At 70.9% G+C, this 21,977-nt stretch carries 20 protein-coding genes; 12 read left to right on the top strand and 8 right to left on the bottom strand.

All coding sequences use genetic code 11. From position 1 onward, the window contains the following. Positions 1–208 precede the first annotated feature (208 nt). Positions 209–1,117, top strand: coding sequence for a universal stress protein (locus LK06_RS11520; protein ID WP_039654420.1), 909 nt, complete (start codon positions 209–211; stop codon positions 1,115–1,117). 286 nt (positions 1,118–1,403) lie between these two features. Continuing rightward, positions 1,404–2,417 carry a type I glyceraldehyde-3-phosphate dehydrogenase gene (gap, locus tag LK06_RS11515; protein ID WP_039654421.1) on the top strand — a complete coding sequence of 338 codons (1,014 nt, stop codon included), beginning with the start codon at positions 1,404–1,406 and terminating at the stop codon, positions 2,415–2,417. A gap of 111 nt (positions 2,418–2,528) precedes the next feature. On the opposite strand, the gene LK06_RS11510 is transcribed toward gap, so the two are convergent. Continuing rightward, positions 2,529–3,227 carry a response regulator gene (locus LK06_RS11510; RefSeq protein WP_039654430.1) on the bottom strand — a complete coding sequence of 233 codons (699 nt, stop codon included), beginning with the start codon at positions 3,225–3,227 and terminating at the stop codon, positions 2,529–2,531. A gap of 176 nt (positions 3,228–3,403) precedes the next feature. Next, a complete protein-coding gene (locus LK06_RS11505; RefSeq protein ID WP_052270064.1) occupies positions 3,404–4,054 on the bottom strand; it encodes an Rv1733c family protein in 651 nt (216 codons plus the stop codon). A 396-nt stretch (positions 4,055–4,450) separates the two neighbouring features. On the opposite strand from LK06_RS11505, the gene LK06_RS33110 reads away from it, so the two are divergent. Genes LK06_RS33110 through LK06_RS11495 form a run of 3 tightly spaced genes read left to right on the top strand, consistent with a single transcriptional unit; the run spans position 4,451 to position 5,776 of the window. Continuing rightward, positions 4,451–4,669: a hypothetical protein gene (locus tag LK06_RS33110; RefSeq protein ID WP_039654423.1), complete on the top strand. Its 219-nt coding sequence runs from the start codon at positions 4,451–4,453 to the stop codon at positions 4,667–4,669. Next, the gene (locus tag LK06_RS11500; RefSeq protein ID WP_039654424.1) at positions 4,669–4,959 is read left to right on the top strand and encodes a hypothetical protein; all 291 of its coding nucleotides are present in this window, start codon (positions 4,669–4,671) and stop codon (positions 4,957–4,959) included. The genes LK06_RS33110 and LK06_RS11500 overlap by 1 nt, the downstream gene beginning before the upstream one ends. Before the next feature lie 22 nt (positions 4,960–4,981). Further along, entirely contained in the window at positions 4,982–5,776 is a 795-nt protein-coding gene (locus LK06_RS11495) for a ribosome hibernation promotion factor (RefSeq protein WP_039654425.1), read from the top strand. 82 nt (positions 5,777–5,858) lie between these two features. On the opposite strand, the gene LK06_RS11490 is transcribed toward LK06_RS11495, so the two are convergent. The 5 genes from LK06_RS11490 to LK06_RS11470 all read right to left on the bottom strand — a co-directional run bounded on the left by LK06_RS11490 (position 5,859) and on the right by LK06_RS11470 (position 10,187). Further along, entirely contained in the window at positions 5,859–7,016 is a 1,158-nt protein-coding gene (locus LK06_RS11490; protein ID WP_039654426.1) for a PAS domain-containing sensor histidine kinase, read from the bottom strand. Positions 7,017–7,057: 41 nt separating this feature from the next. Next, a complete protein-coding gene (locus LK06_RS11485) occupies positions 7,058–8,077 on the bottom strand; it encodes a SpoIIE family protein phosphatase (RefSeq protein WP_039654427.1) in 1,020 nt (339 codons plus the stop codon). A gap of 82 nt (positions 8,078–8,159) precedes the next feature. After that, positions 8,160–8,588, bottom strand: coding sequence for an ATP-binding protein (locus LK06_RS11480; protein WP_234367396.1), 429 nt, complete (start codon positions 8,586–8,588; stop codon positions 8,160–8,162). A gap of 2 nt (positions 8,589–8,590) precedes the next feature. Further along, a complete protein-coding gene (locus tag LK06_RS11475; RefSeq protein ID WP_039654432.1) occupies positions 8,591–8,947 on the bottom strand; it encodes an STAS domain-containing protein in 357 nt (118 codons plus the stop codon). Between the two features lie 16 nt (positions 8,948–8,963). After that, positions 8,964–10,187: a PAS domain S-box protein gene (locus LK06_RS11470; protein ID WP_039654428.1), complete on the bottom strand. Its 1,224-nt coding sequence runs from the start codon at positions 10,185–10,187 to the stop codon at positions 8,964–8,966. Between the two features lie 517 nt (positions 10,188–10,704). Between LK06_RS11470 and LK06_RS11465 the strand changes: the two genes are divergently transcribed. The 7 genes from LK06_RS11465 to LK06_RS11435 all read left to right on the top strand — a co-directional run bounded on the left by LK06_RS11465 (position 10,705) and on the right by LK06_RS11435 (position 20,312). Continuing rightward, positions 10,705–13,086 (top strand): phosphoketolase family protein, encoded by a 2,382-nt coding sequence (locus LK06_RS11465; RefSeq protein ID WP_043433587.1) that lies wholly within the window; start codon positions 10,705–10,707, stop codon positions 13,084–13,086. 173 nt (positions 13,087–13,259) lie between these two features. After that, positions 13,260–13,859: a CGNR zinc finger domain-containing protein gene (locus LK06_RS11460; RefSeq protein WP_039657661.1), complete on the top strand. Its 600-nt coding sequence runs from the start codon at positions 13,260–13,262 to the stop codon at positions 13,857–13,859. Between the two features lie 269 nt (positions 13,860–14,128). After that, positions 14,129–14,713: a sigma-70 family RNA polymerase sigma factor gene (locus LK06_RS11455; protein ID WP_037932079.1), complete on the top strand. Its 585-nt coding sequence runs from the start codon at positions 14,129–14,131 to the stop codon at positions 14,711–14,713. A 50-nt stretch (positions 14,714–14,763) separates the two neighbouring features. After that, a complete protein-coding gene (locus LK06_RS11450; RefSeq protein ID WP_275674204.1) occupies positions 14,764–15,546 on the top strand; it encodes an anti-sigma factor family protein in 783 nt (260 codons plus the stop codon). 69 nt (positions 15,547–15,615) lie between these two features. After that, positions 15,616–17,928 carry a HelD family protein gene (locus LK06_RS11445; protein ID WP_039657665.1) on the top strand — a complete coding sequence of 771 codons (2,313 nt, stop codon included), beginning with the start codon at positions 15,616–15,618 and terminating at the stop codon, positions 17,926–17,928. Between the two features lie 395 nt (positions 17,929–18,323). After that, positions 18,324–19,739, top strand: coding sequence for an NAD-dependent malic enzyme (locus LK06_RS11440; protein ID WP_039657667.1), 1,416 nt, complete (start codon positions 18,324–18,326; stop codon positions 19,737–19,739). Positions 19,740–20,030: 291 nt separating this feature from the next. Beyond that, entirely contained in the window at positions 20,031–20,312 is a 282-nt protein-coding gene (locus LK06_RS11435) for an HU family DNA-binding protein (protein WP_023550134.1), read from the top strand. 204 nt (positions 20,313–20,516) lie between these two features. On the opposite strand, the gene murA is transcribed toward LK06_RS11435, so the two are convergent. Continuing rightward, a complete protein-coding gene (gene murA / locus LK06_RS11425) occupies positions 20,517–21,857 on the bottom strand; it encodes a UDP-N-acetylglucosamine 1-carboxyvinyltransferase (RefSeq protein WP_039657671.1) in 1,341 nt (446 codons plus the stop codon). Between the last annotated feature and the right edge of the window lie 120 nt (positions 21,858–21,977).

Below are 21,977 nucleotides of genomic sequence, written 5' to 3'. Positions count from 1 at the left end.
TGGTGAAGTCCGAGCATCCCGCACGGACTTGCCCAACTCGTGCTGTCGTCACCCACCGATGTTCCGACAGCCTCGCCCACGGTCTGTCTTGACGGGGCCGGCCTGCGGGGGGCCGCTGGTCCCCCGCAGGAGGACCAGCGGCCCCTGACCCGCAGCGGCCCTGAACGCCACGCTGGGACAGGGTTTTTCGGTCCAGGAGGAGGAGATCATGTCCCGCACCATCACCGTAGGTATCGACGGCTCGCCCGAGAGCCGGGCCGCCGCCGAATGGGCGGGCCGCGAGGCGGCGCTACGCGGACTGCCGGTGAGACTGGTTCAGGTGTGGGAGCCCGTACCGGATCCCGTGGCGCAGGCTCCGCTGCTCGGAGCGGAGACCCACCAGCACGGGACCGAGGGGATCCTCAAGGAGGCCGCCGAGGGCCTGCGGCTGCGGCACCCCGGCATCGAGGTGACCACCGAGCAGCTGACCGGACGGCCCGCCGAGGCCCTCGCCCGTGTCGCGCGGGAAGCCGAACTGCTCGTCCTCGGCTCGCGTGGGCTCGGCGGGATCGGCGGCTTCCTGATCGGCTCGGTCGGCCTCTCGGCGGTGGCGCACACCGAACGGCCCGTCGTGCTGGTGCGCGCCGGTGAGCAGGCCGCGGACGAGCACGAGACGGACGCGGCAGCCGGCGCCGCCTCCACCGGCGACTCCTTCCGCCCCGTGGTCCTCGGACTCGACGTCGGTCGTCCCCATGACGCGCTCATCGGCTTCGCCTTCGAGGCCGCCGCGCGCCGCAACGCCCCGCTGCGCGTCGTGCACGGCTCCAACCCGCCGCCCTACTACGTCTACGGCGCGGCTCTGGAGCCCGCGGTGGAGCAGGCACTCGAGCAGCGCGACGCCGCCATGCTGACCGAGGAACTCAGCCCCTGGCGGGAGAAGTTCCCGGACGTGGAGGTCGTTGAGGAGCCCGGCTACGGCAGTCCCTCCGTCCGCCTGATCGACGCCTCCCGCGAGGCTTCCCTGGTGGTCGTGGGCCGTCGTGTCCGCGAGGGCGCCCTCGGCGCCCACATCGGCAGCGTCACGCACGCCGTGCTGCACCACGCCACCGCCCCGGTCGCGGTCATCGCGCACGCCTGACCCGTTCGTGCGGGACGGACCCCCGCCCCCGGCCGCTCAGCGGCTCGCCGTGCAGCCGGGGCGGGGCTGTGGAACACGCGGTGGGTGCCCAAGGCCGGCGAACGGTGTGTGTCCCGGGAGGTCCGGCGCCGGGGACACCTCGCGGTACGGCCCCAAGCCGCGGTAGGCGGGCACCCGGCGGTGCACACCAGGTCATCGCCCTGGTCGCGGCACGCCCCCGCCCCTGCGGCCTCGCCGGACGGTCCCGGACCATCGGCATCCCCCTACCGAAAAGGAGTTCACCCTCATGAGCGTACGTGTCGGCATCAACGGTTTCGGCCGCATCGGCCGCGCCTACCTGCGTGCCGCCCTGGACCGCGCCGAGGCGGGCACCCAGGACATCAGGGTGGTCGCGATCAACGATGTCGCGCCCCCGGCCACCCTGGCCCACCTGCTGGAGTACGACTCGACTTTCGGGCGCATCGGACGCGAGGTCCTCCACGACGACAGCTCGATCATCATCGACGGCACGCGCATCGACGTCACGAGCGAGCGCGATCCCTCGGCCCTGCGCTGGTCCGACTGGGGCGCCGACACGGTCATCGAGTCCACCGGACGCTTCCGCGACCGTGACTCCGCCGCCTTGCACCTGAAGGCCGGAGCCCACACCGTGCTGCTGTCGGCTCCCGGTAAGGACATGGACGCCACCATTGTGATGGGCGTCAACGACACCACCTACGACCGCCACCGCCACCAGGTCGTCTCGGCCGCCTCGTGCACCACCAACTGCCTCGCGCCGATGGTCAAGGTGCTCGACGAGACCTTCGGCATCGAGCGGGGTCTGCTGACCACCGTCCACGGCTACACCAACGACCAGAACCTGCTCGACGGCCCGCACAAGGACCTGCGCCGGGCCCGCTCGGCGGCCCTGAGCATCATCCCGACCAGCACCGGTGCCGCCCGTGCTGTCGGCCTCGTGCTGCCGCAACTGTCCGGCGCGCTGGACGGGACCGCGGTGCGCGTGCCGGTCGCGGACGGCTCTCTCACCGACCTCACGGTGGTGCTGGACCACGAGGTCACGGCCGACGAGATCAACGCCGCCTTCGCCGCTGCCGCCGTGGGTCCGCTGAACGGCATCCTGCGCGTGGCGACGGCCCCGATCGTCTCCCGCGACGTCATAGGCGACCCCGCCTCCTGCGTCTTCGACCCGGCCCTGACCCAGGCCAACGGCACCCTTGCCAAGGTCTTCGGCTGGTACGACAACGAGTGGGGCTACACCAACCGGCTGCTCGACCTGACGGCACTGGTCGCCGATGCCTGACGCACGCAGCAGCGGGCCCCGATGCCACGGCACCGGGGCCCGCTGCTGCGTGCGTCAGCAGTGTGTGAGGCGGCCGGTCGGCCGGTCCGCTGTGGCCGGTCGGCGCCGCCCTCAGCGCAGGGTCGAGCCTGCCGCCTGCTCGCGGGCCGCCTGGGTCTGGGTGGCGATGACGGCGGCCTGGATGCGGCGTTCGACGCCCAGCTTGGCCAGCAGGCGCGAGATGTGGTTCTTGACTGTCTTTTCGGCGAGGTAGAGCCGCTGACCGATCTGGCGGTTGGTCAACCCCTCGCCGATCAGCGCGAGGATCTCCCGTTCGCGCTCCGTGAGCTGGGGGAAGTCCGGCGTCTCCGGCTCGGCGTCGCGGCGCAGCCGGGACATCAGCCGGGTGGTGGCACCAGGGTCGAGCAGGGACTGCCCCGAGGCGACCGTGCGCACGGCGGAGACCAGGTCGGTGCCGTTGATCTGCTTGAGCACGTATCCGGCGGCGCCGGCCATGATCGAGTCGAGCAGTGCTTCCTCGTCGTCGAAGGAAGTGAGCATCAGACAGGCCAGATCCGGCATCCGGGAACGCAGCTCGCGGCAGACACCGACGCCGTCCCCGTCGGGCAGGCGCATGTCCAGGACCGCGACGTCCGGACGTACCGCCGGGACGCGTGCGAGCGCCTGTTCGACCGTGGCGGCCTCGCCCACCACGGTCAGGTCGGGTTCGGCGTCCAGCAGGTCGTGCACACCGCGCCGGACGACCTCGTGGTCGTCCAGCAGGAACACCTTGACCGGGGAGACCGCCCGGCCCACCGCGTCGTCTGTCATCGCTTCTCCGTATGTCTGGATCCACCGCAGGAAACGGCCGGGTTGGGCCTCTGGCAGTCTGCCACACGCTCCTGACACGCACCGCGGGGCCCGACGGCTCCTTTCCCGTACGGGCGGTCCGACGAGACGCACGGCGGGCCCGGAGAAGATCCTCGTCGCGGGTGGCCCGCGCGGGTTCAGCCGCGCCGGGAGTCGTTGTTGCCGCGCCGCCGGGAGGTACGGCCGGTCCATACGGGTTCGACCTCGGCCCACGAACGCTGCCAGGCGGTGCAGGCGCGCCGGTTCAGGCTGCCCAGCCGGAGGCCGAGACCGCTGGCGACGAGCGCGGACAGGAGGCCGAGGACGAGCAGACCCAAGCACACTGCGCTGGCTATCAGTTCGGTCGTGCGGGGCGGGGCGGTCGAGAGCCTGCCGGTGTCTTTGACCCAGAGCTTGACGGTGGAGCCCGACGTGGCGTGCCGGGACACCTCCAGTGTGCCGGTGTGGCGCCGCCCGGGCGGGTAGATCCACGTGGCGGTGGCCTGGTAGCGAACGGCCGTCCCGTGGTCGGCGTCAGTCGTGGCCAGGGCGGGGGTGAGCAGGACCGCGTCGGTGCGGTGCAGGTGGGAGGCTGCTGCTGCGGCGTCTCGTTCGGCCGAGCCGAAGTCGGCCCAGGCGGACGCGGCACCGACCAGTGTCGCCAGGCCGAGTGCGAGTGCGGCGAGGAGCAGTGCGCGGCTGCGGGCCCGGTCCACGGGGCGGGTCAGTTCGTTCCGCTCGGTGCCGAGGGCCCGGCGCAGGTGGCGGCCCACGGCCTGGGTGAGGCGGGTGCGGCGTGTGCTGGGCATCGGGACATCCTTTCCGGACGGGTGCGCGGTCGGGAACCGGCGGGTCCGGGTCCGGGGCGCCGGGTGAACCTGTCAGTCGTGCGCGGGGAGAACTCTGCCGACGTGGACCCCGGCGGGCCCAGGGACCGGCTGGGCCGACCGGTGGGCCGCTGGTCCCGGGGCATCGACCGACAGCCGTCGGCATCCGGCCGCTGGGCCCGTGCCGTCGGGCTCCTGTAAACCCGTAGCCCAGGCACCTCGTGGGGACCCCCGGACCGTGGAGAAAGGGACCGCCGGGCGGTGCGGACAGGCCCATCGGACCCTGCTCTGCCCTCGCTCGCCGTCGGAGGATCTTCACCGTGGGAGACGGACGCAACGGTGCCGTTCGTCCCGCCGGCTACCGCGAAGGAGTGTCCGATGTCCGCACCCGACCGTGGAAAACCCTTGCCGGGGACAGCGCATGATGGCGCGTCAGGCAAGCGGCACGGCTCCGGGCTGCTGACTGCGGCCAGGGCCGCACCGGTGGCTGGCGGTGCCGTCGGCACCGGGGTGTCCCCGCGCCCGTCCGCCGGGACCGTACGGGCCCGTCTCGCCCGCCGCCTGGTGCGCCTCGTCGCCACCCTGGGGAGGGTGTGATGCGAGTGGACCCGCCCGAGGGGGCGTTGCGGCCCAGGACAGAGGCCGAGACCACCGCCGACGCCGAGGCCGCCGCTTTCGTGGAGCGCACCGGCCGCCCCGCCGCCGGTTCGCCGGACGACGTCCTCGGCACCCTCCTGGGCATCACCGGCACTACGGCACCACCGGCACCATTCGGCACGACCGGCACCTCCGTCCGTGCGGCGACGGCGACCTGCGATACGGGACCAACGGCCCTCCCACCCGGATCTTCGGCCCTGGTCCCCGCAGTCCGCCACGCACGAGTCTGAAGCCACCCGGAAAGGAATCCTCATGAACCGTGTGCAGACCCGGCCCGCTACCGACGTCGTCGTGGAGACCCGCGGCCCCGTCTCGCTGGCCGCACCCGACTACGCCCGCGCGAAGCTGACCGCCGTGCTGGAGCGGCTGGACGAACCGGTCCTCGCCGCACGGGTGAAGCTCACCCAGGAGACCAACCACGCGATGGACCGGCCGTCCCTCGCGCAGGCCGTGGTGAACCTCAACGGACGGCCGGTGCGGGCCCACGTGGCGGCTCCCACCATGCAGGAGGCCGTCGACCTGCTCCACGCCCGGTTGGCCGCCCGCCTCGCCCGCGTGCGCCACCACTGGGACCGCCACCGTCACCACGGCACGCAGTCGGTTGAGCCCGGCACCTGGCACGACGGCGCCGGGCACGAACACCGGCCGCAGCACCAGGCCCGGAGCATCGAGGAACGCCGGGTCGTGCGGCACAAGAGCTACAGTCTGGCGCGTCAGACCCGTGGGGCCGCGGTGTTCGAACTGGAGGCGATGGACTACGACTTCCACCTGTTCACCGATGCGGCGACCGGCTCCGACAGTGTCGTCTACCGGGATCCCGGCACGGGAGGTCACCGGGTGGCGAGCACCGGCCCGGCGCCCGAGGCCGAGCCCGGCCTGTCCGTGAGCACCGCGGGGGTACCGGAACTCAGTGTCGCCGGTGCGGCCTCGCGCCTTGAGCTGACCGGCCGGCCGTTCGTCTTCTTCACCGACGCCGAAACCGGACGTGGGAACATCCTGTACCACCGCTACGACGGCCACTACGGCCTCATCACGCCCGCGCAGTAAGGCACGGGCGCGGACCGGCGGACCGGCGCCGTGCGGACGGTTGCACGTCCCCGATGCCGGCCGCCGGGGGCCCAGCGGCAGATCAGGACGAGCTGTCCCCGTCGGCCGTGAGCGGGACGTGCCAGCGCAGGCGAGTGCCGCCCGACGGCGCGCTGGTCACCTCGAAGCCGCCGCGCAACTTCTCCGCGCGGCGGCGCATGTTGGTCAGCCCGCTGCTGCGGGTGACGGACGGGTCGATGCCGCGGCCGTCGTCGGTCACCTCCAGGAGCAGGACGTCGTCGGCGTGCACGGCGACCGTCACCGCAGAGGCGTGCGCGTGACGCGCGGCGTTCGACAGGGCCTCACGTAGGACGGCCAGGAGGTGGGCAGCGGTCTCGGCGGGCAGGGCGGCGTCGACCCGCCCGTGGAACTCGACGGTGGGCGCGAATCCGAGCCGGTCCCGTGCGGAGGTGGCCTCTTCGAGGACCTGGGCGCGCAGGCTCGCCGTTCTGCGGACGGGCTGGTTCAGATTGAAGATGGCGCCGCGCAATTCCTGGATGGTGGCGTCGAGTTCACCGATGACGGAGGCGATCCGCTTGGCCGCTTCCGGGTTGCCGGTGCGGGTGGCGACGCTCTGCAGTGCGAGGCCGGCGCCGAACACCCGCTGGATCACCATGTCGTGCAGGTCGTGCGCGATGCGTTCGCGCTCGACCATCACCTCGCGTTCGGCACGGGCGGCGGTCAGCTCGGCCTGGACGGCGAGTTGGTGGGTGATGTCCCGGGCAGCGACGGCGAGGCCGGTCAGGGTGCCGTCGGCATTGCGCATCGCCGAGACGGTGACGGCGACGTCGACCTCGCTGCCGTCGGCGCGGCACCAACGGCCGTGGTGGGGCTTGGCGTGCCGACCGGAGCGGACCTGCTCCACCGCGGTGCTGAAGGCCGCGCGTGCTGCTGCGGGCATCAGCACGTTGACCGGCTGACCGGTCATGTCCTGCGCGGTATGGCCGAACAGTCGCTCCGCACCCGGGTTCCAGGTCTGGATCGCGCCGTCCGCGTCCAGCGCGACCAGTGCGTCGTCGGACGAGGCCACGATGGCCGCGAGTCGGGCCTCCGCGCTCCGGGCGTTCTCCAGTTCGGTGTGCAGGGCGATCAGGCCCCGGTTGGTGTCCTCCAGCTCCTGGCGCAGCTCGTCGATCAGCTGTGCCTGCTGTGCGGACTGCTCGGTGGTGGCGTGGGACCGGGTGACGTTCGTGCCCCCCATACCAGACCGTCCTTCGTTCAGGTGTTCGCGCGTGCGGCCCATCATGGCATGCCGGCTTTGTCGTGGACCACGAGTACCGTGGCGTCGTCGTTGGTGCGGCCGTGGTCGCGGTGCAGCACTGCGGCCACGATCGCCGGATGGTGGCCGAGCAGGCCCGGATGGTCCGCGAGGCCCCAGCCGGAGCGGATTCCGTCGGAAACCAGGATCAGGGCGGAGCCCGGCTCCCACGGTACGTGCTGGAGGCGGGTGGAAGGTAGGGGGAGGTGCGTGCCGAGGGTGCCGGGGCGGTCCAGCAGGTGCACGTTGCGGCTGCCGGTGAGGACCCGTCCGGTGATGTTGCCCACGCCGGCGTAGACGAGTTCCCCGCGCGTGGGGTCGATCACGCACATGCCCAGGACACCGCCCCGGGTTGTCCGCATCGCCTCGTGGGCGTGCTGGATGAAGCGTTCCGGCGACGTGAGCGGGCTGCGCTCGAACACCTCGACCGCGGCGCGAGCCGCGACCGCGGCGGCGGGGCCGTGCCCGAGCCCGTCGACGACCAGCGCCGCCAGCGTCTGGTCCGCCGTGACGGCCCAGGAGTCGCCGGACTCACCGTCGCCGCCGTAGGGGATGTTGACGCCGCCGAAACGCCAGCGGCCGTGGTCGGCGGGGGCGGGGCCACCGACGCGGGCGTAGACAACCGTGCCACGGCGGGTGGAGTAGCAATCGAACTCGGCGGCCTGACGGCGTACGACGCTCAGACCCGCGTGCATGCCGCGCCCGCGGTGCGGGGCGGGGTCCGGCGGGGAGGGGGTCGGCCGGGCGTCGAGGACGCCGAGGGGCAGGCCGGGGCCGTGATCGACGGAGATCAGCTCGACGCCGTCGCCGGCCCTGCGGGCCAGGACGTAGCCGCCGGGAACGGCGTGGCGCAGCAGGTTGGTACCCAGCTCCGTGGCCACCAGCTCGGCCACGCCGGGGCGCACTCCGTGCTGGGTGGCCGCCAGTCTCGCCACGGAACGGCGCAGGGCGCCGACGTCCTCCTCGGCGGCGACGCCGTGACGGCGGTGCGCGTGCTCGCTCACACCGCCACGCTCCTCTCGGCGCCGCCGCTTCGCGTCCGGGCGCCTCCGCAGGGCTCCGCGCCGCACCGACCGGAGACGCGGCTCAGCGCTGCCACTTGACGATCACCACCGTCGTACCGGTGCCCGGGGACGAGGTGAGGGTCATGTCATCGACCAGGCGTTTCGCACCCGGTAGGCCGAGTCCCATGCTGCCGCGGGTGCTGAAGCCGTCGGTCATGGCCGCGTCGATGTCGGCGATGCCGGGCCCGTCGTCGGCGAACGTCGCCCGGACCCCTCGCCGTCCGCCGCGACGTACCTGCTCGACGTGGACCCGCCCGCGTCTGTCGGTCGCGTAGTTGAGGATGTTGCGGGCCAGCTCGCTGCCCGCCGTGATCAGCTTGGTCGTATCGACGAGGTTGAGTCCCACCTCTTCCGCCTCGGTGCGCAACACCTTGCGGACCCGGATGAGGTCGGACTCGTCGATGATGCCGAAATCCACGGGCTCCCGGCCTGCGTCCAGCTCGGTCCGCACGGTCAGTCCGTTCCCGCGTCGGTGCGGCGCAGCCGTTGCAACAGCGCCAGTCCCTGCTCGGCGTTGAGCGCGGTGTCCAGATGGCCCATGGGCACACCCAGTTCCACCAGCGTGATCGCCACGGCGGGCTGGATGCCCACTACCGCGGCATGCGCGCCCAACAGTCGGACCATGGCCACGATGCGGGCCAGCACCCGGGCGATGAAGGAGTCGACCACGCTCAGCCGGCTGACGTCGATGAGCATGCCGGTCGCGGCGGTACGGGCCACCTCCCGGGTCAGCTGTTCCTCGATCCGGATGACCGTGGTGTCGTCCAAGTCGCCCTGCAACGCCACCAGCAGCGTGTCACCGATCTTCATGACCGGAACCACGTCGTCATTCACCGCGGCCCCCGTTCGCCAGGGCGCGGGCGGCCGTCTCAGCCGTACCGTCGCGTTCGGCCAGCACCTTCAGGGCCAGTTGCAGGGCGTCCTGCAGCGTGCTGCGCGAGCGCAGCCGGCCCATGTCGATGCCGAGGTGCACCATGGACTGCGCGGTTTCCGGCCGCATTCCGCTCATGATGCTCACCGTGCCCATCAGCGCCGCCGCCTGCACCGTCTTCAGCAGGTGCTGGGCGACCTGGGTGTCAATGGTGGGTACGCCGCTGATGTCGAGGATGGCCACCTCGGCCTGGGTCTGGGCGATCTTCTCCAGCAGGCCCTCGGTCAGCCGGGTGGCCCGCAGGGTGTCCAGCGTGCCGATGATCGGCAGGGCCAGCACCTTGTCCCACACCTGGATCACCGGAGTGGACAGTTCCAGGATCTCGTCGCGCTGCCGCTGCAACCGCTGTTCGGTCTCGCGGCGCTCGGTGGCGTCCCGGATCGCCGCGACGACGAGCGTTCCCTCGGGCGTCTGCAGCGGGCTGAGGCTGATCTCGGTGGGGAACTCGCTTCCGTCCCGGCGCAGCCCGTACAGCTCCAGTTCCGAGCCCATCGCGCGGCGCCGGGGGGCGGACGTGTATCCGGCACGGTGGCCGAAGTGCCGGTCACGGAACCGGGACGGCACCAGCACCTCGATTTCCCGGCCGGCCAGTTCTCCCCGCTCGTATCCGAACAGATCCTCGGTCTGCTCGTTGACCAGCACGATCCGGCCGTCCTGGCCGACGATCACCATCGCGTCCGGGGCCGACTGGAGCAGGCCGTGGAAGAGTGACTCGGCCCGCGCGCTCTCCGTGACGTCCCGCAAGGTCTCCACGAAGCCGGTCACCGAGCCGTTCTCACCGCGCACCGGGGTCAGCGTGACCCGGGCCAGGAAGCGTTCGCCCCCCTTGCGTACCCGCCAGCCCTGGTACTCCTGCCGTCCTTCCCGGCGGGCGGCCTCCAGTTCCTGTTCCGCCAGTCCGGCGCGACGCTCCTCCTCGGTGTGCAGCACCGATACCGGCCGGCCCACTGCCTCGTGTCCGGCGTACCCCGTCATCGCCTGGGCGGTACGGCTCCACCGGACCACCTCGCCGCTGGGACCCAGCTTGATGACGGCATGGTCGGTGACCGCGTCCAGCATCGCCTCCAGATCGCGCAGGCTCGCCTGCGGATCCCGGCCGTCCTCCGATGGCGCCGTCATGCCCAGCCCCTGCCTTCCGTCGTGATCAGATCCCGCCCCGGGCTCGTAGGCCGGCGGCGCCCGTGCCCCCGCGTGGCCGATGTTACCCGGTCGTATTGCGGTGGCACGGGTGTACTCCCTGCCGACCGGACACCACCCGGCTCCGCGCGCCGCGGTGTCAGCGGGGGCGGGGCCCGGTGGCCCGGGTGCGCAGGGGGTCGGTCAGAGCCACTGAACACGGGAGCGGTCAGCGTCGGCGAGTGACTGACTTCACGTCGTGCGTGCTCTGCTGCCGCAACCCCTTCCCGATGGGCCCGGACCCGCACCGCCCATCCGGCTCCGGGCCCATCGGTCCTGCCGGCGGGACCGATGGGCCGCTGATCCGCCCGCGCGTGTGCCCGATCCTGGATGCGCCTTCCGATCCAGGAGCCGCTCCTCCTCCCGCACCTCGCCCGGTGGAACGTCCACCCGCCGGCCGGACCGTCTCCCTCCCCATCCGACCATCCGAAACCCGACGCCGATGACCGACGGAGTCCTCATGCCCGAGCTGGTACACCACGACAGCACTGCACTGACCGACGAGGAATTGCGCAGTCTGGACGCGCATTGGAGGGCGGCCAACTATGTGGCCGTGGGTCAGATCTACCTCATGGCCAATCCGTTGTTGCGTGAGCCGTTGAGGCCGGAGCACATCAAGCCGCGGTTGCTTGGTCACTGGGGTACTTCGCCGGGGTTGAACCTCGTGTACACCCACCTCAATCGTGTGATCAAGGCGCGTGGAGTGGACGCGTTGTGTGTGTGGGGGCCGGGTCATGGTGGTCCGGCTGTTCTGGCGGGTTCCTGGTTGGAGGGGACGTATAGCGAGACCTATCCGGATGTGGCTCGGGATGCGGCCGGTATGGGGCGGTTGTTCCGGCAGTTCTCCTTCCCGGGTGGGGTGCCCAGTCATGTGGCGCCCCAGACGCCGGGTTCGATCCACGAGGGCGGTGAGTTGGGGTACTCCCTCGCGCACGCCTACGGTGCTGCCTTCGACCATCCGGGTCTGCTGGTGACCTGTGTGATCGGTGACGGTGAGGCGGAGACGGGGCCGTTGGCCGCGTCCTGGCATTCCAACAAGTTCCTCGATCCCGTGCGTGATGGCGCTGTTCTGCCGGTCCTGCACCTCAACGGCTACAAGATCGCCAATCCGACCGTGCTCTCCCGGCTTCCCGAGGCCGAGCTCGATGCGTTGCTGCGCGGGTACGGTCACGAGCCGATCCATGTCACCGGCGACGACCCGGCGACCGTGCACCGGGCCATGGCGGCGGCTTTCGACGAAGCCCTCGACCGCATCGCGCTGGTGCAGCGCACGGCCCGCGAGGGCGGGGGCGCCGAGCGGCCCCATTGGCCGATGATCGTGCTGCGCACACCGAAGGGCTGGACCGGCCCGGCGGAGGTGGACGGGGTACCGGTGGAGGGCACCTGGCGCGCCCACCAGGTCCCGTTGGCCGGGGTGCGGGAGAACCCGGAGCACCTGCGCCAACTGGAGCAGTGGTTGCGCTCGTACCGGCCCGAGGAGTTGTTCGGCGCTGATGGCCGGCCCGCCGCGGAGGTCCTGGCGTGTGTGCCCGAGGGTGCCAAACGGCTCGGTGCCACCGCGTACGCCAACGGCGGTCTCCTCGTGCGGGACCTGCCCCTGCCGGCGTTGGACCGGTTCGCGGTGCCGGTGGACAAGCCCGGCACGACCCTGCACGAGCCGACCCGGGTCCTGGGAGACCTCCTCGAACAGGTCATGAAGGACACCTCGACCCGCCGGGACTTCCGCCTCGTGGGCCCCGACGAGACCGCCTCCAACCGACTGCAAGCCGTCTTCGACGCCAGCGGCAAGGCCTGGCAGGCCCAAACCCTCCCGGTCGACGAGCACCTCGACCGACACGGCCGGGTACTGGAGATCCTCTCCGAACACACCTGCCAGGGCTGGCTGGAGGGCTACCTCCTGACCGGCCGACACGGACTGTTCTCCTGCTACGAGGCGTTCGTACACATCGTCGACTCGATGGTCAACCAGCACATCAAATGGCTCAAGACCTCCAGAGAACTCCCATGGCGCGCCCCCATCGCCTCCCTGAACTACCTTCTGACCTCGCACGTCTGGCGCCAGGACCACAACGGCTTCTCCCACCAGGATCCCGGCTTCGTCGACCACGTCCTGAACAAGAGCCCCGACGTCGTCCGCGTCTACCTACCGCCGGACGCCAACACCCTGCTCTCCGTCGCCGACCACGTCCTGCGCAGCCGGGACTACGTCAACGTCGTCGTAGCCGGCAAACAACCCAGCTTCGACTGGCTGACCATGGACCAAGCCCGCGCCCACTGCGCCCGCGGCGCCGGCATCTGGGACTGGGCCGGCTCACCGAACACCGACGAGCCGGACGTCGTCCTCGCCTGCGCCGGAGACGTGCCCACGCTGGAAGTACTGGCCGCGGCCCAACTGCTGCGCCGGCACCTGCCCGACCTCGCCGTCCGTGTGGTCAACGTGGTCGACATGACCCGGTTGATGCCGCACGAGGAACACCCGCACGGTATGACCGACGCCGAATACGACGGTCTGTTCACCACGGACAAGCCGGTGATCTTCGCCTACCACGGGTACCCGTGGCTGATCCACCGCCTGGCCTACCGCCGTACCGGGCACAAGAACCTGCACGTGCGCGGTTACAAGGAGTCGGGAACCACGACCACGCCGTTCGACATGGTGGTCCGCAACGACCTCGACCGCTACCGCCTGGTCATGGACGTCATCGACCGCGTGCCCGGCCTCGCCGTCCGTGCCGCCGCCGTACGCCAGGAGATGGCCGACGCCCGCACCCGCCACCACAGCTGGATCCGCGCCCACGGCACCGACATGCCGGAAGTCGCCGACTGGAGCTGGGACGGCTGAGGCCCGGCCCTCCTTCGGGACCCGGTCCGCCGGGTCCGCCGCCGTCCGGGCCGGTACGAGGGGTTCCGGCGGCCTCTTTTGGCGGGCAATGTGAGAGGAGAGCGACGTGACGGTTCCCCCGCAGGGGGACCGCACGGTTCCCACCGGTTCCTGCCTAGGCGGTGACAGGCAACATGGCCCTGCGTACGGCCACCACGCCCCCGTACGGGCTGCGGTTCGATGCCGGGCGGCTCTGCCTGGATCTCCTGGCCACCGCGCATCCCGCCGAACGCCTCGACTCGGTCGAGGCGTTGGGCGCGTGGATCATCGGCGCCGGACTCGTTCCGCCTGGTACGCCACTTGCCCGTGCCGATGCTTCCTGGGCGGTGGGGTTCCGTGAACTACGCAGCTGCATCGGTCAGTTGGTGCGTGCGTTTGTGACGGCCGGGGACTCGCCGTCGTGCGACCGTGCGCTCGCCCGGCTCAATGAGGTCGCCCGCGCCGCGCCCCCCGCCCTGCGTGCGGTGCGCGGCGAGGACGGCCCGCTGGTGCGGGAGCTGGTCGGTCCACCGGAGTGTGCTGGGCTGCTCGCCGTCGTCGCCCGGGACGCCGTGGAGCTGCTGACCGATCCCGTGGCGCGGGCGGCCGTACGGGAGTGCGAGGGGGACGAGTGTCCGCTCGTGTACCTGGACACCTCGCGGGGGCGACGCCGGCGCTGGTGCTCCAGTGAGGTGTGCGGGAACCGGGAGCGGGTGGCCCGGCACCGGCGCCGGGCGGCGCTCGCGCAGGCCTGAGTGTCCGGTACGGCCCATCTGCCGGATTCACTCCCGCGCGGTGGTGGAGTGATTTGCGTAACACGGGGTTTGTCACGAGCCTGGCCCGGTCAGCTCGGCCGCCCTCGGCGATGTGTCGGAAATGTAAAGATCATGCGGTGAGAATGTGGGTGCATGTCCCGCTCGTCTCCTCGGCCTCCAGAAATCTGTCACTCCGGTTTGAACGCCGTACCGCTCCTGTCCGTACAGGTGGGCGAGCGACCGACTGGGGGAACCCCCGGACACCGGAGGTGGGCGTGCGCAAGGATGCGGCCGTGGCCAATGAACGTGGATCGAGGGCCCGACATCGCATGTCTTCACAGCCCTCGGAACCTGACGAGGAGCTGATGCGTGCCCTGTACCGGGAGCACGCCGGCCCCCTGCTCGCGTATGTCCTGCGGCTGGTCGCAGGCGATCGGCAGCGCGCCGAGGACGTCGTGCAGGAAACGCTCATCCGTGCCTGGAAGAACGCCGGTCAGCTCAATCGGGCGACCGGTTCGGTACGCCCCTGGCTGGTGACGGTCGCGCGCCGCATCGTCATCGACGGCCACCGCAGCCGGCAGGCCCGGCCGCAGGAGGTCGATCCGTCGCCGCTGGAGGTCATCCCCGCGGAGGACGAGATCGACAAGGCGCTGTGGCTGATGACGCTGTCGGACGCGCTCGACGACCTGACCCCGGCCCACCGGGAGGTACTCGTCGAGACGTACTTCAAGGGGCGTACGGTCAATGAGGCGGCCCAGACGCTGGGCATTCCCAGCGGCACGGTGCGGTCTCGGGTGTTTTATGCCCTGCGGTCGATGAAGCTGGCACTGGAGGAGCGGGGGGTGACGGCGTGATGAGCAGTGGATACGGGGGTATGCAAGGATTCGGGGCGGGTGGTCCGGGTATGTCTGGACCCATGAACCCCGGTCAGGGATCTTCGGTGCCGAACGAGCACGAGACCGTCGGCGCCTACGCCCTCGGGATCCTCGACGATGCCGAGGCAACCGCCTTCGAAGCCCATCTCGCCGGCTGCGAGTGGTGCGCCCAGCAGCTGGACGAGTTGGCCGGTATGGAGCCCATGTTGGCCGCACTCGCGGACCTGCCGGGCTCCGGCAGCACACCGGCGATCGGTGAGTCGCTGTCCGCCAGGCCCAGCCCACGGCTGGCGGAGAAGCTGGTGGACGAGGTCGCCGAGCACCGTGCCCAGAAGCGCCGGCGCGGCTTCTACATGATCGCAGCGGCGGCTGCGCTGATCATCGCCGGCCCGCTGGCCGCGGTCGCGGTCAACAGCGGCTCCGACGGCGGGGGTAGCCAGGTCACCGCGTCCTCGGCCCAGACCGCCTTCGAAGCCATGCCCGAGAAGAAGTCGGCCACGGATCCGACGTCCGGATTGAGCGCGACCGTGGGCATGACGCAGAAGGACTGGGGTACCCAGGCGGTCCTGGAGCTGAAGAACGCCAAGGGGCCGCTGCGGTGCTCCCTGGTGCTCGTGGCGAAGAACGGGCAGCGTGTGACGATGTCCTCCTGGTCCGTGCCGAAATGGGGCTACGGCATCCCGAACGCCAAGCGCGAGGAGGCCAAGAAGCCGCTGTACATCGGCGGCGCCGCGGCCTTCACGCCGAACGAGATCGACCACTTCGAGGTCGTGACCTTCGAGGGCAAGAAGCTCGTACAGGTGCAGGCATAGGCGCCGTAGCCTCCCAGGCCCCCTTTCGCGTACGGTTGACGGCTGCCCAGCACGTCAGAAGGGGGCCCGGTGGCCGCACAGGTTCAACAGTCCGCGGTCGGCCCGGTACACGGCGCACACGACTCCGTCCGTGACCGGGAGATCAGCGTCGAACAGGAACACCTGGACCGGGTGTACCAGCGGCTGGAGGAGAAGATCCACGAGGCCGAGTTCCTGATGAACGACGCGGCCAAGCGTGGACAGGTCGGCACCCCGGGCGCACTGGCCGAGCGGGACGCCCAGGTCTTCCGGGCCGGCATCCACCTGAACCGGCTCAACAACGAGTTCGAGGACTTCCTCTTCGGGCGGATCGACCTGCTGCTCGGCAAGGACGGCAAGAAGGGGCCCGACGGGGCTTACACGGCGGTGGAGCCGGCCGAGGGCGCGGTGCGGGACGACAACACCGCCGACATCGCCGAAACCCTGCACATCGGGCGGATCGGTGTGCTGGACGCGGAGTACGCGCCGCTGGTCATCGACTGGCGGGCGCCCGCCGCCGCACCCTTCTACCGGGCCACACCGGTGGAGCCGGGGCGGGTCGTACGGCGCCGGGTCATCCGCTCCAAGGGGCGCCGGGTGCTTGGCGTCGAGGACGACCTGATGCGGCCCGAGCTGACCGCCCGCCTCGACGGACACGAACTGCCGGTGATCGGTGACGGCGCCCTCATGGCCGCCCTCGGTCGGGCACGCAGCCACACCATGCGGGACATCGTCTCCTCCATCCAGGCCGAGCAGGACCTGGTCATCCGCGCCCCCGCCGCCTCCGTCACCTACGTGGAGGGCGGCCCGGGCACCGGCAAGACGGCCGTGGCCCTGCACCGGGCCGCCTATCTGCTCTACCAGGACCGGCGCCGGTACGCCGGCGGCATCCTCATCGTCTCGCCGACCCCGCTGCTCGTTGCCTACACCGAGGGCGTACTGCCCTCGCTCGGCGAGGAGGGCCAGGTCGTCATCCGCGCGATCGGCTCACTGGCCGCGGATACCGCCGGGGCGGAGGCCACGCTGTACGACTCCCCGTCGGTGGCCCGGGCCAAGGGCTCGTACCGGATGCTGAAAGTGCTGCGGAAGGCAGCGCGGGGCGCTCTGGAGCTGAACGATTCGCCTGACCGGCTCCGCGTCGTCGCCTTCGGACGCCGCCTCGAACTGGAGGCCGACCAGCTGGAACACATCCGGCGGACCGCCCTCGGCGGCACCGCGCCGGTCAACCTGCTCCGTCCGCGCGCCCGCAGACTGCTCCTGGACGCGCTGTGGGAGAGATCCGGTTCCGCCGCCCGGCACACCGACCCGGAACTGGCCGCGGAGCTGCGTTCCTCCTTCGACGAGGACATCACGGGCGAGGACGCCTTCCTCGCCTTCCTGGACGCCTGGTGGCCCGAGCTGAGCCCGAAGGCGGTGCTCCGCGCCATGGCCGACGAGAAGCGGCTCGGCCGCTGGGCCCGCCGGACGCTCAACCCGGGAGAGGTCCGCAGGGTCGCCCGCTCGCTCAAGCGGGACGGCCACTCGGTGCACGACATCGCCATGCTGGACGAACTGCAGGCGATCCTCGGTGCCCCGGCCCGCCCGAAGAAGCGGCGTGAGCTCGACCCGCTGGACCAGCTCACCGGCCTCGAGGAACTGATGCCGGTGCGGCAGGAAACCCAACGGGAGCGGGCCGAGCGCCTTGCGCAGGAGCGCACCGAGTACGCGCACGTCATCGTGGACGAGGCGCAGGACCTGACGCCGATGCAGTGGCGCATGGTCGGCCGCCGCGGTCGGCACGCCACCTGGACGGTCGTCGGTGACCCGGCCCAGTCCTCCTGGTCCGACCCGGACGAGGCGGCCGAGGCCCGCGACGAAGCACTCGGCACCCGACCCCGGCGCCGTTTCCAGCTCACGGTGAACTACCGCAATCCGGCCGAGATCGCCGAGCTCGCCGCCAAGGTGCTCGCCTTGGCCATGCCCGGCTCCGAGGCGCCGTCGGCCGTGCGGTCGACGGGGGTCGAGCCGCGCTTCACCGTCGTGCGGGACTCACTGGAGCGGACCGTGCGTGCCGAGGCCGAGCGGCTCCTGGACCTGGTGGACGGCACGGTCGGGGTGGTCGTGGCGATGAACCGGCGCGAGGAGGCCCGCCACTGGCTGGCCGGGCTCGGCGACCGGGTGGTCGCCCTCGGCAGTCTGGAGGCCAAGGGGCTGGAGTACGACGCCACGGTGGTCGTCTCGCCCGCGGAGATCGCTGATGAGTCCCCGGCCGGCCTGCGTGTGCTGTACGTGGCTCTGACCCGGGCCACCCAGCAGCTGACGGTGGTCTCTGGGGAGCGGGACGTGCCGGACGCGGCCGGAGTGCCCGACCTGCTGCGAGACTGAATTTCCGGTCACCTGCCGCACGGGAATGGCCCTGCGGCGCCGGTTTGTTAGCCTTGGTGTGGCACCGGCCCGATCCAAGCCCCCGGGCCCAACCTTTGTCGCCGCGAGCGACCACTTGCCGCGAGGCGAGCATGGCGGGTCGGTGTCGTACACGTGCGGGAGGCCCGCGTCACATGTGACGCGGGCCTCCTTTTCTGCGTACCGATCCCCTTCCACCCTCCGATCGCATCTCGTATGGTGGAAATTGTTTTCCGAAAAGATGAGAACTGTGCACCGGCGGAACGGGCCCCGTCACCAAAACGTCCGTAACCCGGGGCGACTACCACGTACTGAGCGGTAGGTGCGACGATCGGACGGCACAACCCGCGACACGGTGAAAGCAGAGGAAGTCGGCCATGGCAACGGCGCCCAGCGTCTCCTACTCGATGACCATCCGGTTGGAGGTGCCCGCGAGCGGAACGGCCGTCTCGCAGCTCACCACCGCCGTGGAGTCCTCCGGAGGCTCGGTGACCGGCCTCGACGTCACTGCCTCCGGCCACGAGAAGCTCCGCATCGACGTCACCATCGCGGCCACCTCCACGGCCCATGCCGAGGAGATCGTCGAGGAACTGCGCGGCATCGAGGGCGTCACACTGGGCAAGGTCTCCGACCGGACCTTCCTCATGCACCTCGGCGGCAAGATCGAGATGGCGTCGAAGCACCCCATCCGCAACCGTGACGACCTGTCCATGGTCTACACCCCGGGTGTGGCGCGCGTCTGCATGGCCATCGCCGAGAACCCCGAGGACGCCCGTCGCCTCACCATCAAGCGCAACTCCGTTGCGGTCGTGACGGACGGCTCCGCCGTGTTGGGCCTCGGCAACATCGGCCCCAAGGCCGCGCTGCCCGTCATGGAGGGCAAGGCGGCCCTGTTCAAGCGGTTCGCCGGCATCGACGCCTGGCCGATCTGCCTGGACACCCAGGACACCGACGCCATCGTGGAGATCGTCAAGGCGATCGCCCCCGGGTTCGCCGGCATCAACCTGGAGGACATCTCCGCGCCCCGCTGCTTCGAGATCGAGGCCCGGCTGCGCGAGGCCCTCGACATCCCCGTCTTCCACGACGACCAGCACGGCACCGCGATCGTCGTCCTCGCCGCGCTGACCAACGCCCTGCGCGTCGCGGACAAGGCGATCGAGGACATCCGGGTCGTCATGTCCGGTGCCGGCGCCGCCGGTACGGCCATCCTCAAGCTGCTGCTTGCGGCTGGGGTGAAGAACGCCGTCGTCGCCGACATCCACGGTGTCGTCCACGCCGGCCGTGAGGACCTGGTGGACGCCCCGGCCGACTCGCCGCTGCGTTGGATCGCCGACAACACCAACCCCGAGGGCCTGACCGGCACCCTCAAGGAGGCGGTGCACGGGGCCGACGTCTTCATCGGCGTCTCCGCTCCGAACGTCATCGATGGCGCCGACGTGGCCGCCATGGCCGGTGACGCCATCGTGTTCGCGCTCGCGAACCCCGACCCTGAGGTGGATCCGGCAATCGCACGCCAGACCGCGGCGGTTGTGGCCACCGGCCGCTCCGACTTCCCGAACCAGATCAACAACGTGCTGGTCTTCCCGGGTGTCTTCCGCGGCCTGCTGGACGCCCAGTCCCGCACCGTCAACACCGAGATGATGCTCGCCGCCGCGAAGGCGCTGGCCGACGTGGTGACCCAGGACGAGTTGAACCCGAACTACATCATCCCGAGCGTCTTCAACGACAAGGTCGCGGGTGCCGTCGCCGGCGCGGTCCGCGAGGCCGCCAAAGCGGCCGGGACGACTGCCTAGACGTGCCGCGCCGCACCGGTGGGGGCTGTGACGATCACCACGGCCTCCTCCCGCACCGGCGCGTCGCGGAACCATGCGGTGCCGGGCGCGCTCTAGGGTGACGGCCGAGCACCGCTCTTCGTGTGACTCCCCAGGGTGTTCTCACGACTCCTGCGGGTGCCGGATTGGCTTTCCCGCTGCAGGTAGGGGCAGGATGCGTCCCTGGGCGCGAGCGCATCGGCATCGCAGTGCCTCGGGCGGCTTTCGTCGCGCGGCACACCCCAACGGCAAGAAAGACACGGGAGTAACAACATGAACCGCAGTGAGCTGGTGGCCGCGCTGGCCGACCGCGCCGAGGTGACCCGCAAGGACGCCGACGCCGTGCTGGCCGCGTTCGCCGAGACCGTCGGCGAGATCGTCGCCAAGGGCGACGAGAAGGTCACCATCCCCGGCTTCCTGACCTTCGAGCGCACCCACCGTGCCGCTCGCACCGCGCGCAACCCGCAGACCGGCGAGCCCATCAACATCCCCGCCGGCTACAGCGTGAAGGTCACCGCGGGCAGCAAGCTCAAGGAAGCGGCCAAGGGCAAGTAAGCGTTCCACCGGGAGCGCCGTGGGCGACTGCGGCCGCCGCCGGCGGCAGACCGCGCAGGTGCCCACGCCCCTTCCGGGAGCGTCCGCGGAGGACGCGGAGGACGCGGAGGACGCGGAGGACGACGACGGGGCGGCCCCCCTTTCACCAGGGGGGCCGCCCCGTTCGGCGTGGAGACGGCCGGCGGAGCACCGGCGCGCGGAGGCCTAGCCGAGCGCCTTACCAGGCAACTCGACCTTGGCACCGAGCTCCATCAGCTTCTCCATGAAGTTCTCGTAGCCGCGGTTGATGAGGTCGATGCCGTGGACGCGTGAGGTGCCTTCGGCGGCGAGGGCCGCGATGAGGTAGGAGAAACCGCCGCGCAGATCGGGGATGACGAGGTCGGCACCCTGCAGCCTGGTCGGTCCCGAGACGACCGCGGAGTGCAGGAAGTTGCGCTGCCCGAAACGGCAGTCGGAACCGCCGAGGCATTCGCGGTACAGCTGGATGTGGGCACCCATCTGGTTGAGCGCGGAGGTGAAGCCGAGCCGGGACTCGTACACCGTCTCGTGGATGATGGACAGACCGGTGGCCTGGGTGAGGGCCACCACCAGCGGCTGCTGCCAGTCGGTCTGGAAGCCGGGGTGCACGTCCGTTTCGAGGGCGATGGACTTCAACTGCCCACCGGGATGCCAGAAACGGATGCCCTCGTCGTCGATCTCGAAGGCACCACCCACCTTGCGGTAGGTGTTCAGGAACGTCATCATCGAGCGCTGCTGGGCGCCGCGGACGTAGATGTTGCCGCTGGTTGCGAGCGCCGCCGACGCCCAGGACGCGGCCTCCAAGCGGTCGGAGAGGGCACGGTGGGTGTAGCCGCCGAGCTTGTCCACGCCGGTGATGCGGATCGTGCGGTCGGTGTCCATCGCGATGATCGCGCCCATCTTCTGCAGCACGCAGATGAGGTCCTCGATCTCCGGTTCGACGGCCGCGTTGGACAACTCCGTGACGCCCTCGGCGAGCACGGCGGTCAGCAGCACCTGCTCGGTCGCGCCGACGGACGGGTACGGCAGTCGGATCTTCGTACCGCGCAGCCGGTGCGGAGCCTCCAGGTACTGGCCGTCCGCGCGCTTCTCGATGGTCGCGCCGAACTGCCGCAGCACGTCGAAGTGGAAGTCGATGGGCCGGCCGCCGATGTCGCAACCGCCGAGGCCCGGGATGAACGCGTGCCCGAGCCGGTGCAGAAGAGGTCCGCAGAAGAGGATCGGGATGCGGCTGGAGCCGGCATGGGCATCGATGTCGGCCACATTGGCGCTCTCGACGTGCGTCGGGTCGAGCACCAGTTCGCCGGGCTCCTCACCTGGACGAACCGTCACCCCGTGCAACTGGAGCAGACCGCGCACGACCCGCACGTCACGGATGTCGGGAACGTTGCGCAGTCGGCTCGGCGCGCTGCCCAGCAGGGCGGCGACCATGGCCTTCGGTACGAGGTTCTTCGCACCGCGGACCCGGATCTCACCCTCCAGCGGGGTTCCGCCGTGGACAAGCAGGACATCGTCGTTGACGGTCATGTATCTCGCGTTCCGATGAGATGGGCAGGAGCCGGCCGATCACTGTGCGCGGGGGCCGGAGAGACAGGGTAATCGCCGATCACCCCCAGTCCGTAAGCCCAAGTACCGCCCAGATGCGTC

Origin of the sequence: Streptomyces pluripotens (assembly GCF_000802245.2) — a bacterium.
In the GTDB taxonomy this organism is placed as follows: domain Bacteria; phylum Actinomycetota; class Actinomycetes; order Streptomycetales; family Streptomycetaceae; genus Streptomyces; species Streptomyces pluripotens.
The sequence above is the reverse complement of the archived record's forward strand: the minus strand, read 5'-3'. Positions and strand labels throughout refer to the sequence as shown.